This window comes from Eubacteriales bacterium (assembly GCA_041390245.1).
Classification (GTDB): domain Bacteria; phylum Bacillota; class Clostridia; order Christensenellales; family JAWKQI01; genus JAWKQI01.
Map to the genome: position 1 here is coordinate 114547 of JAWKQI010000003.1, position 15650 is coordinate 130196.

Here is a 15650-nt window from a genome sequence, read left to right on the forward strand (position 1 = left end):
TAATATAATATTTAAAAACTATGTAGAGGTTAAGCTATGGATGAAAAATTTACAAGCAAAAAAAGGGTCTTTAAATACTGCGCTATAACTTGTGCAATAACGCTTCTGGTAACAGCAGTTTTAACATATGCACTGATAGTGTATATCCCGAATAAAGACGGTGACCGGTATGTTTCTCCGGAAAAATATGAGCTTTTAAAGAAATATGCGGAACTAGATTATGTTATAGAAACTATAACTAATAATTATTATAAAGACGTAGATACAGACGAAATTTTTGAACAGGTATTAAAAGGTGCGGCTGCGGCCGTAGGAGATGAATATACCGTATATTATACGGAAGAGGAATACGCGGATCTTTTAAGCCAGATGGACGGAGAATATAACGGTATCGGCATAGCTGTACTTACAAACAGCGATGGGGATTTACAGATTACCACTGTTTATTCTTCTTCTCCGGCCAGTGAGGCCGGTATTGAGCCGGGGGATATAATAGTTTCGATAAACGGCTCTTTAGTGAAAGGGAAGACGCTGCAGGAGGTTGTAGACATGATAAGCAATGCAACAGGTAATGTTGCTTTAGTTGTCCGCCGCGATGGAGACGAGTATACGTTCAATGTTGAAAAGACAGATGTAGAAATGGACATGGTAGAAACAGAAGACGTAGATGAAGACGGTATAGGATACATACATATAACACATTTTAACGGGGAGGTAAAACAGCAGTTTATAGATGCCGTAAATGCTGCTAAGTCTGCCGGTGCAAAGGGAATTATAGTAGATGTCCGCAATAATCCGGGAGGGTCTCTTTCCGCTGTTACCCAGATACTCGATTACCTGCTGCCTGAGGGCTTAATAGTATATACCGTTGATAAAAATGGGAACAGGGAAGAATGGAATTCAGACGAAAATAGTGAAGATATACCGATGATATGCTTAACAAACGGGCATTCTGCCTCAGCATCGGAGATCTTTGCCGGAACGCTTAAGGATTATGGGCGCGCTACAATAGTTGGGGAAACTACTTTTGGCAAAGGTATAGTACAGACTATATTCTCTATACCATCAACTAAGGAAGGCCTTAAAGTGACAACTGCAACGTATTATACCAAGAGCGGGCAGCTGATACAGGGAAACGGAATTACACCTAACGTGGAGGTCGAAAACACCGGAGATGAGGATACACAGCTTGATACCGCACATCAACTCTTGCTTGAACAGATAAGTAATTAAAGGATATAATATTGATAAAATCTCAAAATAGCGTATAATATTTCTAAAAAAGACTATATTTTATTGGGGGACACACATGAAGGTAAAGGGAATAAGGTTTATTACAATAACAGCATTAATGCTTGCTTTAACTATAGTATTTCAGATGCTAAGAGTTATCTTAGGTTTGCCTAATACTATAGTCACGCAGCTCTTAGTAGGTACACTTGTAAACTTGTGTTTACTCGTTGCTACAGCAGGAGCAGGAATATTCTCGGGCATTATAATAAGCCTGGCCGCTCCGATCGTGGCATTTTTGCAAAGCAGCGTGCCCGCTTTTTGGGTAGTGCCCTTCATTGCTATAGGCAATATGGCTATAGTAATTATTTACGGTCTATTATATGAAAAATCTAAAATTTTAGGTTTTACTTTTGGTGCTATATTAAAGACAGCTATTTTATGGGTAGGCGTAGCTGTTGTGGGTATATCAGTTTTTGGGCTGCCGGAAGCTGCAATTCCTGTCGTTCAGTTAAATTTCACATGGCCGCAGATCATAACTGCAATGGCTGGTGGAATACTGTCTTTACCGGTTGTAGCGGCGCTAAAGCCTATGTTTAAACAATCTTAGGTAATATTCAATTGAGGAGAAAAAACCAAATGGCGGATAATGTAAGTTTCAGCATGCAAACAAGTGTCTTTGCTTTGATAGGGTATCCGCTTGAACATTCATTATCATCTATAGTGTATAATGAAGTATTTAGAATGCTGAAAAAAGATGCACTTTATATCCCGTTCGAAATAAAACCAGAAGAACTTGGCGATTTTATAAAGGCTGCAAAGCTTTTAAATTTAAAGGGCTTTGGATTGACCATGCCGCATAAATCCGCAATTATACCATATTTAGATTATATAGACGAAACGGCACGCATCTACAACTGCGTTAATGCAGTTATAATACGCGATGGGAAGATGCACGGCTATTGTTATGACGGAAAAGGCTATGCTACCGGTCTTAGAAAAGAAGGGGTTTCAGCTGCCGGCAGGGATGTTTTGTTTTTAGGGACAGGGAGTGTAACAGGCGTTATTGCGGCGGAGCTTGCAAAAGAGAAACCCAGTAGCTTTACTTTTTTGAACAGGACAGTTAAAAAGGCGGAAGACCTTGCTAAAACGGTCAGTGAACATACGGGGATAAAATGCGAAGCCGGTGCGCTTAACAATGATAATATGGACAAGTTTGCGCTAAATACAACTCTTCTAATACAGACCACGTCTCTTGGTTTAACTGGAATGAAACAAGACTATGATTATTTGGATTTTATAGATAAATTGCCGCAAAATGCAGTGGTAACGGACCTTATCTATAACCCTAAGGAAACCAGCCTTTTAAAGAAGGCAAGGGAAAGAGGCTTAAAGACTGTGAATGGCCTTAGAATGGTTTATTGCCAGTCTAAGCAGATAATCGAGAAGTTTTTTCCGGGAGAGGATATAAGCGAGGAGCTGGTTGATGAAGCCGGCAAAATAATAAAATATTAAAAGTATGATATTATGATTTACGGTATATATATTAGGAGGAGTTTTTAAAATGCCATACGTTGCCATGCTAGATATATTAAAGACGGCGAGAAAGGGAAAATACGCTGTAGGTGCTTTTAACATAGTTAATGAACTTACAGCCAGGGCTGCGATTTTGGCAGCAGAACAAACGGCCTCGCCTATGATACTTCAAACTTCTGTGGCTACGGTTAAGCATTTTGGAATAATTCCTTTAATGAACATATTAAAGCCTATGGCTATGGCTGCTTCAGTTCCGGTCGCCATACATTTAGACCATTGCACAGACGAGAAAATGGTAATGGACGCTATAGATGCAGGTTGGTCCTCTGTTATGTTTGACGGGTCCAAACTTGCTTTTAGTGAAAATATCGCAATAACGAAGCGTATAGTAGATTATTCTTTAGACAAAAAGGTAACAGTTGAGGGCGAAGTTGGCGCTATTGTAGGCGTTGAAGATGATATACACGTTTTAGGTTCTGAGGCGGCGCTTGCAACAATTGATTCCTGCCTAGAGTTTATAAAGCGAACCGGAGTAAATGTACTTGCGCCGGCAATAGGAACTGCTCATGGGCTTTATACAGATGAACCTAATATCCGCTATTCCCTTTTAGCCGATATCGTTAAGAAAACAAATATACCGATAGTTATACATGGCGGCACGGGTTTAAAAGAAGCGGAATTCAAGCGGCTTATTTTAACCGGAGCATCCAAGATAAATATATCTACGGCGATAAAGATAGCGTATTGCCGCGGCATGGGCGAGTATACCAGCCAGAATCCGGATGAAAGCAACCCGATAAAATTAGATTCATTTTGTTTAAACAATGTAAAAAAAGTTATTTTAGATCACATAACAATATTTGGAAGCGACAATAAGATACCGAAAGAATTAAAGAGAATTTAAGACTAAGAGCATTATCGGAGGTTTAATTGATTAAATTTAAACTTACAATACCGAATATACTTACTATGATAAGGATAATACTCATACTTCCGGCTACTATTTTTGCTGCAAATGAGAATTATATTTGGGCTATGATAATTTTTACTACTGCATGCATCACAGATGTGCTAGACGGATATATAGCAAGAAAGTTTAACATGATATCCGAAGCAGGTATGATGATAGACCCGCTTGCCGATAAATTAATGGCGCTTTTTATGGTATATATAATTTGCCTGAAGGGAATCTTGCCGTTTTTCGTATTCATTCTCGTTGCTATAAAAGAATTGTCCATGATACTTGGCGGTATAATATTTGTTAGAAAAGGGATTGCAGCTCCAGCAAACATCGTGGGCAAGATAGCAGCATTTATGTTTAACTGTGCAATAATCCTTTCATTCTTATACGAATATACTGCACCGTTTAATGAGATATTAATGTATATATCATTGGTAATGCTGGCAATAGCCTTTTTACAGTATGCTTATCTAAATGTATATAGAAGGATTAAAGATAAAGGTGAATTGCCTTAAAAAATAATTGACAAATTATGTTTAGTCTGGTCTAATATAATAAATTAAATATTTATAATGTCGCAAGAGGAGTAGATATCTTTTGCATGCATATAAGAGAGGGGTTAAAGGTGAGAGGCCCTTGCATCAGGATATTGAAAGTCGCTTGCAAATATATGTATATATGAATCTTAGTAGTATATGCCGCTGGTGCGCGTTAAAGCATAAAAACTAATGAGATATAGGCAAAAATAAAATGCCTATAAAAAAGGTGGTACCGTGATTTATTAATCGCCCTTTTATGGGCGGTTTTTTGTTTTTAAGGTAGTTAATTAGGAGGAAACAAGAATGCAGCTCTCAAAGACATATGAGACAAAAAAGACAGAATCTACACTCTATCAGGAGTGGATGGAAAAAGGATATTTTAAGTGCGAACCGGACTTTAGCAAAAAGCCGTTTACGATAGTTATGCCGCCGCCTAATATAACGGGGCAGCTTCATATGGGGCACGCTCTTGACAACATGATGCAGGATGCAATAATCCGCTTCAAACGTATGCAGGGGTATGCGGCTTTATGGCTGCCGGGGACGGACCATGCAAGTATAGCGACGGAAGTAAAAATCGTTGATCAGCTCCGCCAGGAAGGAATAATCAAAGAAAGCTTAGGACGGGATGAATTTTTAAAGCGTGCATGGGCATGGAAGGAAAAGTTCGGCGGAAGGATAGTTGAGCAGCTTAAGAAATTAGGGTCTTCATGCGATTGGTCACGTGAAAGGTTCACTATGGACGAAGGGCTTTCCCGAGCAGTTAGAACCGCATTTGTACGCCTTTATGAAAAGGGGCTTATATACCGTGGAAACAGGATAATAAACTGGTGCCCGAGCTGTAAAACAGCGCTTTCAGATGCAGAAGTTGAATACGAAGAACAGGATTCTTATTTATGGTATATCCGCTATCCTGCGCCTAATAACGGCGAAGGCGTAATCGTTGCTACTACAAGGCCGGAGACGATGCTTGGAGATACTGCAGTTGCTGTTAATCCAAATGACAAGAGGTTTTCTAGCCTTATCGGAAAAAGCGTTATTTTGCCTATAATGGAAAGGGAAATACCAGTTGTTGCAGACGATTATGTAGATATGGAGTTTGGTACAGGCGCAGTTAAAATAACGCCGGCACACGACCCTAATGACTTTGAAGTTGCAGCTCGGCATAACCTGCCTATAATACGTATACTAACAGACGATGGATATGTAAATGACGAGGGCGGAAAGTACGCCGGAATTTATAAAGACGATGCAAGGAAACAAATAGTTGAAGAACTAAAGGGAAAAGGCCTTTTAGTTGACATAAAGCCTCTTAAACACAACGTTGGGCAGTGTTACCGCTGCCACGAAACAGTGGAGCCGATTATTTCAAGGCAATGGTTTTTAAGCATGAAAGAACTTGCTAAGCCGGCTATAGCAGCAGTTGAAAAAGGTGATATTTCATTTATACCGGAGAGGTTTAACAAAATTTATTTTAACTGGATGAACAATATAAGAGACTGGTGTATATCCAGGCAGCTTTGGTGGGGGCATAGGATACCCGCATATTATTGTGAAGACTGTAAAGAGACTATTGTTTCATTAGACGAAGTAACTAAATGCACCAAATGTGGCAGTAAAAATATTAAGCAGGACGAAGACGTTTTAGATACGTGGTTTTCTTCCGGGCTATGGCCGTTTTCAACACTCGGCTGGCCGGATGATACCTTAGATTTAAAATTCTTTTATCCGACTAATGTATTGGTTACGGGGTATGACATCATATTTTTCTGGGTAGCCAGAATGATAATGTTTGGGCTTGAGTGCATGGGCGAAATACCATTTGATAAGGTATGTGTACATGGAATAATCAGGGATTCTCAGGGTAGAAAGATGTCTAAATCGCTAAACAACGGTATAGACCCGCTTGAGATAATCGATAAATACGGGGCAGATGCGCTTCGCTTCAGCCTTGCTATCGGAGTAAGCCAAGGAAACGATATGAGGTTTTACTATGAAAAGGTAGAGGCCGCAAGGAATTTTGGAAACAAGATCTGGAACGCCTCTCGTTTCGTACTGATGAATACAAACGGTGAGATGTTTGATGAGGAGGGAATTGAATTAGCAGATGCCGACAAATGGATCTTAAGCAGGCTAAACAGTGTTATAACTGAAGTTACGGACCATATGGAGTCCTTTGAACTTGGGCTTGCAGCACAAAAGATTTACGACTTTTTATGGAGTGAGTTCTGCGATTGGTATATAGAGCTATCCAAACCGCGCCTTTTGGGAGATGAGCCAACGAGCAAAAAGACGGCTTGTTATACTTTGACAAAAGTCTTACTTAATACCTTAAAACTTCTGCATCCGTTCATGCCGTTTTTAACAGAACAGATATTTATGGCATTTAAGACAGGAGAAAAAAGCATAATGATAAGCGACTGGCCGAAAGTTAAAGGCTACGGCGACATAGGCGCTGCGGCAGACAGAATGGAGCAGCTTATAAAGCTTATCCGCTCTATCAGAAATGCACGTGCGGAACTTAATGTACCTCCTGCTAAAAAGACGAGGGTATTTGTATTTTCCAAAGGCGGAAAATTCTCAGAAGAGTTCGGTTTATACCTAAATCGCCTTGCATTTGCATCAGATGTTGAATATATCGATAAACCGTTAAACAGCAAGGATATGCTTTCGATAACCGAAGAGCTGGCACAGGTATTTATCCCTCTTGGAGAGTTGGTAGATATTGAGAAAGAAATCGCAAGGATGACAGAGGAGAGAGAGCATATAAAAGACGAGATAAAAAGGGCAAAGTCAAAGCTCGAAAATCCTGGGTTTGTAAATAAGGCACCTAAAAATGTCGTAGATGCTGAAAAGGAGAAACTAAGCAGCTATATAGAACTTGAGCAACAGCTAAGCCAAAGGCTTAAAGATGCAAAAAAACTTTAGGACAAAGAACCTAAATATTTTTCCCCTCATACTATAAAGTACAATAAGTTGAGGGGTTTTTTTATGGAAAAATATCTTTCTGAATCAAGTGATATCGGTATAACCCGAGAAAATCGCAGGTTATATATCGTCTCGGCAGGTGAAGATACGATTTTAGGCTATGATGAAGATCTAAATTTATCCGACGCGATAAATTTAAAATCCTCGGCCAAAATACAGCCTAAACGAATAGCATGGCTTAACGGGTATTTGTATACAGCTAATTCTGCCGATGGAAGCATATGCAAGATAAATGCACTTACTAAAGAGATAAAGAGGGTTTCAGTATGTCCATATCCGACAGATATAGTGGCAGCTGATAAAAGGATAATTATATGCTGTGGAGAAACAGATACGATACTGTCACTTGATGAAGGCCTAAACGTAATAAATGCAGTACCTGCCTGCAGTTTTCCCATAAGCATGGCCATAGATTCAAAGAAGCAAAAGTTGGCAGCTGCCTGCCTTTATAACAAGAAGATACGCATATACGATACTAAAACCCTTGAACATATTGATGAGATAGATTTAAAGGAATACCCAAATGCAGTTGCATTTATGGATGAATTTATTCTGGCGGCATGTTCGGAGGAGGGCTACTTGACTCAGGGCAACTTTCACTTCATTAAAGACGGAAGTATTTTAAAGAGTATCAAAGTAAATAAGATGCCATCTTGCGTTTGCGTTGCATCAAATGGGAATATATTTGTTGCAAACACTGGAAACAGAAGTGTAGATATAATATCCTCAAAAGAAAAAAAGCTTATTAAACGTATTCAAACGCCAGAAATGCCAGATTTTTTAATTAATTTTAACAAAGGCGTATATTTAAGCTGTATAATAGACGGGTATTTAATTAGAATGGACGAAGACGGGAATATACAAAAAAAAATACGTACATTAAGTGAGCCGAGGGGAATGTGCATAGCTTCACTGTAACAGCGTATTAAATATGTTTTTATAGATTTCCTTAGCATTTGTCTTCCATTTGCTTATGGCTTTTTTGGCATCTTCTTTGGAAAAGACCCTGAAAGATAATTCAAATATAGCGGAGGATTTTTCAAATATCATTAAAATGACCCTGTATTCACCGTTCCCTAAATAGACATAATCGGAGAAAAGGCTTGCTTCGAGCTGAAGATCCGATTTGTTTGTATTGCAAAATTCATCTATCAAAGTCCTCTTTGATAAAAGCAGTTCCTTTTCAAAGAATTTAAGAGTAGTCTTTCCTTTTTCGGTTATCAAATAGAGCTTTCTCATGGTAGCTTCATTGCATTTGACCATGCCGCCTTGAATGAGGTCTGCAATTGATGTTGTCAAATCAAAATAGGACATTAGATTCTGCCTTATCACGATTTCAATCAGCTGCTGATCTGATATCCCAAAATTTAATTTATCTAAAAGATAAAGTATTATTAACTTTTCAACTGGCATGTCTAATTTATTATCCATGGCTTAATTATAGCACTTAAAACATAAAAACAAAACTAAAGCTTTTGGAATAATTTTTTGGTAAACGAAAAGAATATTAAAGGTGAAAAGCCAACGGTACCAGTAAAGTTTTTAGCTAAATAATGACTCTTTTACTCTTGCAAATAGGTTTAAAATGTGTATAATATAAAATACACGCATGGGGTATATGGGGTTATAGCTCAGCTGGTCAGAGCGCTACGTTGACATCGTAGAGGTCGTTGGTTCGAGCCCAATTAACCCCACCACAAGTTCATCCTGCGGTGTGCGTGTTTAAGCCTATTGTTTAAAACCTTCGTTATAAATACGGGAGCAATTGTCCTTCGAAAGGACGCCAGGCCTACTTGCATAGGAAGGCGGAGCTTCGAGGCGGTGCACCCACCTGCTAGAGCAGGTATTTAAACGGGCGAAACGGCACCTCGGGATCATGATTTAGCGGGATTGTGTAATGGCAGCACCTACGACTCTGACTCGTATTGTCTAGGTTCGAATCCTAGTCCCGCTGCCATGAAAAGGCCACTGGAAGAAATGTTTCAGCGGCTTTTTATTTTATTTAATTACATGTTTTGTCACTATAAAAATTTGATTTTAGTAGATAATTTAATTAGATTTTAAATTTTTCTTGCTATTTATAGATTTAGGATATAAATTGTATTTATTAAATATGTTAATATGCAAAAAATGGTGGAATTAATGAAGAAACCAAGACAAACAGACTTGCTGATGTCTAAATTAAGTAAAGACGACAAGCAGATCTATTTAGACTTGTTTAACAGAATAAATAGAGTAGTTAAGTTGCCGAGGAAATACAGGTTACGGCTTATAAATGATTTTGCTGCAGCTGCAATTTACTATACTAAAAAGGGTTTTACCACTGAAGACATATTAAATAAATTAGATGCCGATAAATTAGGTGAGTTTTACGTACAGTCTAATAGAAGGGAATGGTACCCTCTTGACAATGCAGCAAAGATATATCCGCTTTCAATGAGCCATGAAAAGATGTCTGTTTTTAGGCTGTCTGCATATTTAAATAGCGATATAGAACCTGCAATACTGCAGATGGCACTCAATTTTACGATCAAGCGTTTCCCATATTTCGCTATGACAATAAAAAAAGGTATTTTCTGGCATTATATAGAAGCAAGCAGCAGAAGATTTGGAATTAAAATAGAAAGTAAACTGCCATGTGCAACTATGAATATCGCCAGAAACAATGCACCTAACTTTAGGGTTATATATTATAATAACCGCATTTCTGTAGAGTTTTTTCATATACTTACAGATGCAACGGGTGGAATGGTGTTTTTAAAATCACTGGTCGCCGAGTATTTACATCTTTTAGGAGTAAATGTTTCAGCTGTAGACGGTGTGTTCGATATTGATGAAGAACCGAGAGAAGAAGAGTGGGCAAACGACTTTTTAAAAGCAGACAAAGCACATAAGCTAAAGGGATTCGGAGATAAACCAGCGCTTCAGATGGGCGGCAGGCTTTCCAGGCAGAGGCCGACTGAGATAGTTCATTTTGAGCTTAACAGCACTGAGTTAAAAAATGTTGCAAAGGCAAATAAAACTACTATAACAGGTTTTATATTAGCCTGCGTATTTTTAGCGGCTAAAGCTACAATTAAGCAAAGAAGGAGAACGCCTAAACGAAAACTCCAAATCCAAGTTCCGGTTAACATGAGGAAGTTTTATTCCTCGAATACTCTTAGAAATTTTTCGCTATACTGTGTTATAAGGTTAGGGTATAATGAAGTAAACGATTTTGCCGGCATGGTTAAAATCATAAATGAGCAGCTGGCAAAGAACGCAAGCAAATCTGAGCTGGATAAAACGCTTAATTTAGCAAACAGGCTGGTAAAAAGCCTAAGGTTTATTCCTTTGCTGGTAAAACAGCCCATAGCATACCTGATTTATTTATTTCTAGGAGATAAGGTCTTTACAACGACACTGTCTAATCTTGGTATCGTTACCGTGCCGGAGGAAATGAAAGATTACATTGAAAAGTTTGATTTCGTGTTATCTCCTCCGATAACCAACAGAAACGCCAGTACCATTACCACTTATAAAGACTTAACTATTATCTCTATTACGAAGATTACAAGAGACAAAAGGTTTGAGCAAGAGCTGTATAGGCTGCTTACTGATTTTGGTAACAAAATAAACGTTTATGGAAGCAGGATTCATGGACAAGAATAATACTTATCCTGATGTTAATAAAAAATCTTTTACGCTTTATGATATCCGCAACATTTTACTTTGGATACTTGTTGCAGGGTTGATTTCATGTGGCATAGTCAACCTATGTGTTGGTGGGAGGCCGTGGTTTTTATATGTCTTGGGCGCCGAAATAATATTTTTTGTTATTTTTGTATACCATCCGCTCGTAGACCACAGTTTTATACAAAAGTTTTTTTTAACAACCCTTTTAGTCTGTGCTTATCTTTTGATGATAGACTATTTAAACGGTAATGAAGGATGGTCCAGCCTTGTTGTACCTATAGTTTGTTTTAGTTCACTGATAGTTCTTGGCATTATGTTCTTTTTGTATTTTCAAAAGCAAAAACAAAATTTTGTTTCTATTTACACTTTGGTATTTGGGTCTATGATAGCAGTTATCATGGGTATCTTCGGGCTTTTTACAATAAACTGGCCTCTTATCGTGTTAGGGTCACTTGCACTTGCACTTTTTATCATAAGCATAGTAATTTTTCTAAAGCCTTTAAAGCGCGAGCTTAAAAAGAAATTTCATGTAAAATAAGTATTTAAAAGTATACCTGTTGTTAAAAGCTATTTGCTTTAAAACCTGCAATGGATACTTTTTTTTATTGATAAAATGTATTATAATTTATTTGTTGCGAATATTTTTAATCTTTAGACAAAGGGAAGTGAGAATTGTGGCAAAGGTAGTAATTGACGATAAAAAATGCAAAGGCTGCGGGTTATGCATCGATGTTTGCCCGAAGAAAATATTGGCCTTTGATAAGAGCCGTTTAAACGAAATTGGCTACCATCCTATAATGGTAACGAATATGGAAGAGTGCATCGGTTGTGCTATGTGCGCACGCATGTGCCCGGATGTGATTTTGGAGATATTTAAATAATTTTAAAAGGTGAATATATATGGCAAAGCAATTAATAAAAGGAAATGAGGCAATAGCAGAAGCGGCGATACAAGCTGGATGCAGGTTCTTTTTCGGTTATCCTATAACACCGCAGAACCAGATACCAGAATATATGTCTAAGCGTATGCCGCAGGTAGGGGGATGTTTTTTACAAGCAGAAAGCGAGGTTTCAGCCATAAATATGGTATACGGCGCATCGGGTGCCGGAGCCAGAGTTATGACTTCTTCGTCTTCTCCAGGGATCAGTTTAAAACAAGAAGGAATTTCATATATAGCATGTGCAGGGCTGCCCTGCGTTATAGTCAACATGGTACGAAGCGGGCCCGGTCTCGGTGGTATACTTCCGTCTCAGTCTGATTATTTTCAGGCTGTTAAAGGCGGTGGACATGGAGACTATAAACTTATAGTCTATGCGCCGGCATCTGTACAGGAAGCAGCAGACATGGTTATGCATGCGTTTGACGCATCGGATTTTTACCGTGTACCTGTTATGATTTTAGGTGACGGAATGATAGGGCAGATGATGGAACCTGTCGAGTTTAGGCAGCAAAAGAAAATGGATTTGCCTGAAAAGACATGGGCACTTACAGGATGGGATGGTAAATCTCGGGAAAGGGCGATAATAAATTCACTTCATATAGAGCCGCAAGAGATGTACGATGTATGCCTTGACATGAAGAAAATCTACGATGAAATAGAAAAAAACGAAACGGACTTTGAAGAGTATTTAATGGACGATGCCAGTATCTGCCTGGTAGCTTACGGCACTACGGCACGTATATGCAAAGTTGCCATAAACAGGGCAAGAGAACAAGGAATAAAAGCAGGGTTAATACGCCCAAAGACGCTTTGGCCGTTCCCGACAGAGCCGATAAGTGCAGCTGCTGATAAGGTGGATGCTTTTTTGGCAGTGGAAATGAGTATGGGGCAAATGGTAGAAGATGTTAAGATAGCGGTAAATGGCAAAAAACCGGTTAAGTTTTATGGAAAAACCGGCGGAGTTATACCGCATTATAAAGAAATATTGAATGAGATAATTGCGATAAAGGAGGGTAAGTAAATGGAAGCAGTATTTAAAAAGACAAATATGCTCACAGATGTGCCCTTTCATTATTGCCCGGGCTGTACCCACGGAATAGCCCACCGCCTGGTTGCAGAATGTATCGAAGAGCTTGATTTAAATGATAAGGCGATAGGCGTAGCACCTGTTGGCTGTGCTGTCTTTGCTTATAACTATTTTAACTGTGATATGGCAGAAGCATCTCATGGCAGAGCACCGGCAGTTGCAACCGGAATCAAACGCGTTCATCCGGATAAATTAGTATTTACTTATCAGGGAGATGGGGATCTAGCATCTATCGGAGCGGCCGAAATAGTACACGCCGCTGCACGCGGAGAGAAGATAACGGCTATATTTATAAACAACGCTATTTACGGAATGACCGGAGGGCAGATGGCGCCGACTACATTGGTAGGCCAGGTGACGACTACTTCTCCTTACGGAAGGCAAAAGGAGCACTGCGGGTCACCGATAAAAATGTCTGAAATGCTGGCCACTTTAGACGGTTCAGCTTATATAGAAAGAGTATCTTTACACGATGTTCCAAACATCATAAAGGCAAAAAAAGCAATAAAGAAGGCATTTGAAATGCAGATGGCAGGCAAGGGATTCACTATGGTAGAGATCCTTTCGACATGCCCGACAAACTGGGGCCTTCCACCTAAAGAAGCGCTTAAATGGCTTAAAGAAAATATGATTCCATATTATCCACTTGGCGCTAAAAAGGAGGCGGAATAGCCATGATTCACGAAATTATATGTGCCGGATTTGGCGGGCAAGGCGTTTTACTTATGGGGCAGCTTTTGGCATATGCTGGAATGTATGAGGGCAAGAACGTATCGTGGCTTCCATCTTATGGGCCAGAGATGCGCGGAGGAACTGCTAATTGTAACGTGGTTATTTCAGATGAAGAGGTTGGGTGCCCTATAGTTGCAGAAGCGGATAGCGTTATAGTTATGAACAATCCATCTATGAGTACATTTGAAAAGGCTGTAAAACCCGGCGGGCATTTGTTTATCAACAGTTCGCTGATAGATTCAAAGAGCAGCCGTACGGACATCACAGTACATTATATACCGGCAAACGAAATCGCCGATAAACTTGGCAATTTAAAAGCCGCTAACATGGTTATGCTAGGTGCTTTAGTAAGTGCTACTGATGTAGTTGACAAAAAGGATTTAATAGATGCACTTAAAGAAAAAATGGGGGAGAAAAAACTGCATTTGATACCTTTAAATGAAAAGGCGATGGAAGCAGGAGCCCAAAAAATTACAAAATAAATACAAAAAATGCCTTAACAGCAAGCTTGCTGGCAAGGCATTTTTTAATGGCAGATAAAAGGTATTAGCTATAATCTAATACCTATTTTGTAGATTTTTTTTCATTTAATGAGGTGTTCCAGAGCTTATCCGCCGTTATAGCCCATTTTCTTGAAACAAACTCTGTTTTCTTTATTAGATCGTCTACGTTTTCTTTATCGAGAGGCTGTGTTGAATATGCATTGCAGGCATGCACCATCTCGCATAGTTTGTACGGGTTATCGAGCAGAGGGCATGGGCGAAGCATATTGCTGTTAAATGGCTGATTTTTGCGGTATTGTGCAAACAACGGGTTTTTTAGAGCTTCTGTAAGTGATATGTCGTTTATATTACACGTAGCATAGTGGATAAAAGCACATGGTTCTACGTCGCCGTTCGCATTGATATGAAAATACTTTCTGCCACCCGCTATACAACCTCCTACATACTCTCCGTCGTTCCAAAAATCCATTAGCCAGATAGGTTTTTTTGTGCGCTGTTCACGCACGTTATAATACATGTCTTTGCGCTGTTCGTCTGAAGCCAATAGTTCTGTTACTGCATCTTTGCCAAGAGGTATATAGGTAAATAGCCAGCCGTATAAACAACCTTTTTCGATCATGAAATCTATAAATTCGTCTGATCCTACTGTATCCACGTTTTTGGAGTGATAGCATGCCGAAAAGCCAAATGGTATTCCCTGGCCTTTTAAAAGGTCCATTGCACGTATAATTTTTTGGTACGTTCCTTTGCCTCTGCGAAAATCAGTATCTTCTTCAAATCCCTCAATGCTTATAGCCAGCGTAAAGTTGCCTACTCGCTTTAAATCTTCTACGAATTTCTCATCTATTAGCGTTGCGTTTGTAAAAGAAACGAAAACACAGTCGTTGTGTTTTTCTGCAAGACGTATAAGTTCATCTTTTCTGACAAGCGGTTCCCCGCCGGAGAATAAATACATATATGTTCCCAGGCTCTTGCCTTCAGTTATGATTTCATCCATTTTCTCAAAAGACAGGTTTTGCTTATTGTCATATTCTGCCGCCCAACACCCCGTACACTTTAAATTGCACGCAGTTGTTGGGTCCATTAGTATGGCCCATGGGACAGTTGCACCGATTTCTTCGGACTTGGCATCTATTAATGGCATGCCCTTGATGCCGCAGTTAATGAAATAGTTGCACAAAACGTTTTTTTGGACATTTGGGTTAAGTTCTGTTAGAAAACGCCGTATTAGTTGACCGTAGCTGCTATTTTGGTCGTTAAAATATCCGCGGAAAGTTCTTACGGTATCTTCCCAGAGCGTACCTTTTGTAAGCTTTAAACCCCAATCTAATAGCTTTGGAAAATTCTCTATAGGATTTTTCTCAAGATATTTTACAGCTTCTTTTACTGCAACGGATTCGAAGCGTTGCTTCAAACCGCTTAAACTTTGCATAAATGGTCATCTCCTTTGGTATAAAA

General features: G+C 39.1%; 15 protein-coding genes, 2 tRNA genes, 1 other RNA gene and 1 other annotated feature. Of the genes, 16 read left to right on the forward strand and 2 right to left on the reverse strand.

Annotation, left to right across the window (positions count from 1 at the left end):
• Positions 1-36 precede the first annotated feature (36 nt).
• The 7 genes from R2876_04890 (at position 37) to R2876_04920 (ending at position 8172) form a co-directional block, all read left to right on the forward strand.
• On the forward strand, positions 37-1233 hold the full coding sequence (locus tag R2876_04890) for a S41 family peptidase (protein MEZ4357951.1): 1197 nt from the start codon (positions 37-39) through the stop codon (positions 1231-1233).
• A gap of 76 nt (positions 1234-1309) precedes the next feature.
• Positions 1310-1840 (forward strand): hypothetical protein, encoded by a 531-nt coding sequence (locus tag R2876_04895; protein MEZ4357952.1) that lies wholly within the window; start codon positions 1310-1312, stop codon positions 1838-1840.
• A gap of 29 nt (positions 1841-1869) precedes the next feature.
• Entirely contained in the window at positions 1870-2745 is an 876-nt protein-coding gene (locus tag R2876_04900; GenBank protein MEZ4357953.1) for a shikimate dehydrogenase, read from the forward strand.
• Positions 2746-2794: 49 nt separating this feature from the next.
• Positions 2795-3670 (forward strand): class II fructose-bisphosphate aldolase, encoded by an 876-nt coding sequence (locus tag R2876_04905; protein MEZ4357954.1) that lies wholly within the window; start codon positions 2795-2797, stop codon positions 3668-3670.
• A gap of 26 nt (positions 3671-3696) precedes the next feature.
• Positions 3697-4242 carry a CDP-alcohol phosphatidyltransferase family protein gene (locus tag R2876_04910; protein ID MEZ4357955.1) on the forward strand — a complete coding sequence of 182 codons (546 nt, stop codon included), beginning with the start codon at positions 3697-3699 and terminating at the stop codon, positions 4240-4242.
• Positions 4243-4290: 48 nt separating this feature from the next.
• Positions 4291-4523 (forward strand) — a binding site (T-box leader).
• A gap of 46 nt (positions 4524-4569) precedes the next feature.
• A complete protein-coding gene (locus tag R2876_04915; GenBank protein ID MEZ4357956.1) occupies positions 4570-7194 on the forward strand; it encodes a valine--tRNA ligase in 2625 nt (874 codons plus the stop codon).
• Positions 7195-7257: 63 nt separating this feature from the next.
• Complete coding sequence (locus R2876_04920; protein MEZ4357957.1) at positions 7258-8172, forward strand: hypothetical protein; 915 nt, start codon at positions 7258-7260, stop codon at positions 8170-8172.
• On the opposite strand, the gene R2876_04925 is transcribed toward R2876_04920, so the two are convergent.
• A complete protein-coding gene (locus R2876_04925; protein ID MEZ4357958.1) occupies positions 8164-8667 on the reverse strand; it encodes a DUF4364 family protein in 504 nt (167 codons plus the stop codon). The two genes, R2876_04920 and R2876_04925, sit on opposite strands and share 9 nt — an antisense overlap.
• A 207-nt stretch (positions 8668-8874) precedes the next feature.
• Between R2876_04925 and R2876_04930 the strand changes: the two genes are divergently transcribed.
• From R2876_04930 to R2876_04970, 9 genes are all read left to right on the forward strand, one after another.
• Positions 8875-8951 (forward strand) — tRNA-Val (locus tag R2876_04930).
• A gap of 4 nt (positions 8952-8955) precedes the next feature.
• A non-coding RNA gene (gene ssrS, locus R2876_04935) (6S RNA) lies at positions 8956-9133 on the forward strand.
• 4 nt (positions 9134-9137) lie between these two features.
• Positions 9138-9211, forward strand: a tRNA-Gln gene (locus tag R2876_04940).
• Positions 9212-9396: 185 nt separating this feature from the next.
• Positions 9397-10905, forward strand: coding sequence for a hypothetical protein (locus R2876_04945; GenBank protein ID MEZ4357959.1), 1509 nt, complete (start codon positions 9397-9399; stop codon positions 10903-10905).
• Positions 10877-11467, forward strand: coding sequence for a DUF6320 domain-containing protein (locus R2876_04950; protein ID MEZ4357960.1), 591 nt, complete (start codon positions 10877-10879; stop codon positions 11465-11467). Before R2876_04945 ends, R2876_04950 begins: the two co-directional genes overlap by 29 nt.
• A gap of 136 nt (positions 11468-11603) precedes the next feature.
• Positions 11604-11810: a 4Fe-4S binding protein gene (locus R2876_04955; GenBank protein ID MEZ4357961.1), complete on the forward strand. Its 207-nt coding sequence runs from the start codon at positions 11604-11606 to the stop codon at positions 11808-11810.
• 19 nt (positions 11811-11829) lie between these two features.
• Entirely contained in the window at positions 11830-12891 is a 1062-nt protein-coding gene (locus R2876_04960; protein MEZ4357962.1) for a 3-methyl-2-oxobutanoate dehydrogenase subunit VorB, read from the forward strand.
• The gene (locus R2876_04965; GenBank protein ID MEZ4357963.1) at positions 12892-13629 is read left to right on the forward strand and encodes a thiamine pyrophosphate-dependent enzyme; all 738 of its coding nucleotides are present in this window, start codon (positions 12892-12894) and stop codon (positions 13627-13629) included. It abuts the gene before it with no gap.
• A 2-nt stretch (positions 13630-13631) separates the two neighbouring features.
• Positions 13632-14171, forward strand: a complete 540-nt coding sequence (locus R2876_04970) for a 2-oxoacid:acceptor oxidoreductase family protein (GenBank protein MEZ4357964.1) — start codon at positions 13632-13634, stop codon at positions 14169-14171.
• 82 nt (positions 14172-14253) lie between these two features.
• Here R2876_04970 and R2876_04975 read toward each other — a convergent pair whose 3' ends face one another.
• A complete protein-coding gene (locus R2876_04975) occupies positions 14254-15624 on the reverse strand; it encodes a radical SAM protein (protein MEZ4357965.1) in 1371 nt (456 codons plus the stop codon).
• Positions 15625-15650: the final 26 nt, after the last annotated feature.

What these genes read in the sequence shown, in the direction of transcription:
- R2876_04925 (MEZ4357958.1), bottom strand. Translation starts at nt 8,667, where the DNA reads ATGCCAGTTGAAAAGTTAATAATACTTTATCTTTTAGATAAATTAAAT.
- R2876_04945 (MEZ4357959.1), top strand. Translation starts at nt 9,397, where the DNA reads ATGAAGAAACCAAGACAAACAGACTTGCTGATGTCTAAATTAAGTAAA.
- R2876_04920 (MEZ4357957.1), top strand. Translation starts at nt 7,258, where the DNA reads ATGGAAAAATATCTTTCTGAATCAAGTGATATCGGTATAACCCGAGAA.
- R2876_04895 (MEZ4357952.1), top strand. Translation starts at nt 1,310, where the DNA reads ATGAAGGTAAAGGGAATAAGGTTTATTACAATAACAGCATTAATGCTT.
- R2876_04890 (MEZ4357951.1), top strand. Translation starts at nt 37, where the DNA reads ATGGATGAAAAATTTACAAGCAAAAAAAGGGTCTTTAAATACTGCGCT.
- R2876_04900 (MEZ4357953.1), top strand. Translation starts at nt 1,870, where the DNA reads ATGGCGGATAATGTAAGTTTCAGCATGCAAACAAGTGTCTTTGCTTTG.
- R2876_04965 (MEZ4357963.1), top strand. Translation starts at nt 12,892, where the DNA reads ATGGAAGCAGTATTTAAAAAGACAAATATGCTCACAGATGTGCCCTTT.
- R2876_04975 (MEZ4357965.1), bottom strand. Translation starts at nt 15,624, where the DNA reads ATGCAAAGTTTAAGCGGTTTGAAGCAACGCTTCGAATCCGTTGCAGTA.
- R2876_04970 (MEZ4357964.1), top strand. Translation starts at nt 13,632, where the DNA reads ATGATTCACGAAATTATATGTGCCGGATTTGGCGGGCAAGGCGTTTTA.
- R2876_04905 (MEZ4357954.1), top strand. Translation starts at nt 2,795, where the DNA reads ATGCCATACGTTGCCATGCTAGATATATTAAAGACGGCGAGAAAGGGA.
- R2876_04915 (MEZ4357956.1), top strand. Translation starts at nt 4,570, where the DNA reads ATGCAGCTCTCAAAGACATATGAGACAAAAAAGACAGAATCTACACTC.
- R2876_04960 (MEZ4357962.1), top strand. Translation starts at nt 11,830, where the DNA reads ATGGCAAAGCAATTAATAAAAGGAAATGAGGCAATAGCAGAAGCGGCG.
- R2876_04950 (MEZ4357960.1), top strand. Translation starts at nt 10,877, where the DNA reads ATGGAAGCAGGATTCATGGACAAGAATAATACTTATCCTGATGTTAAT.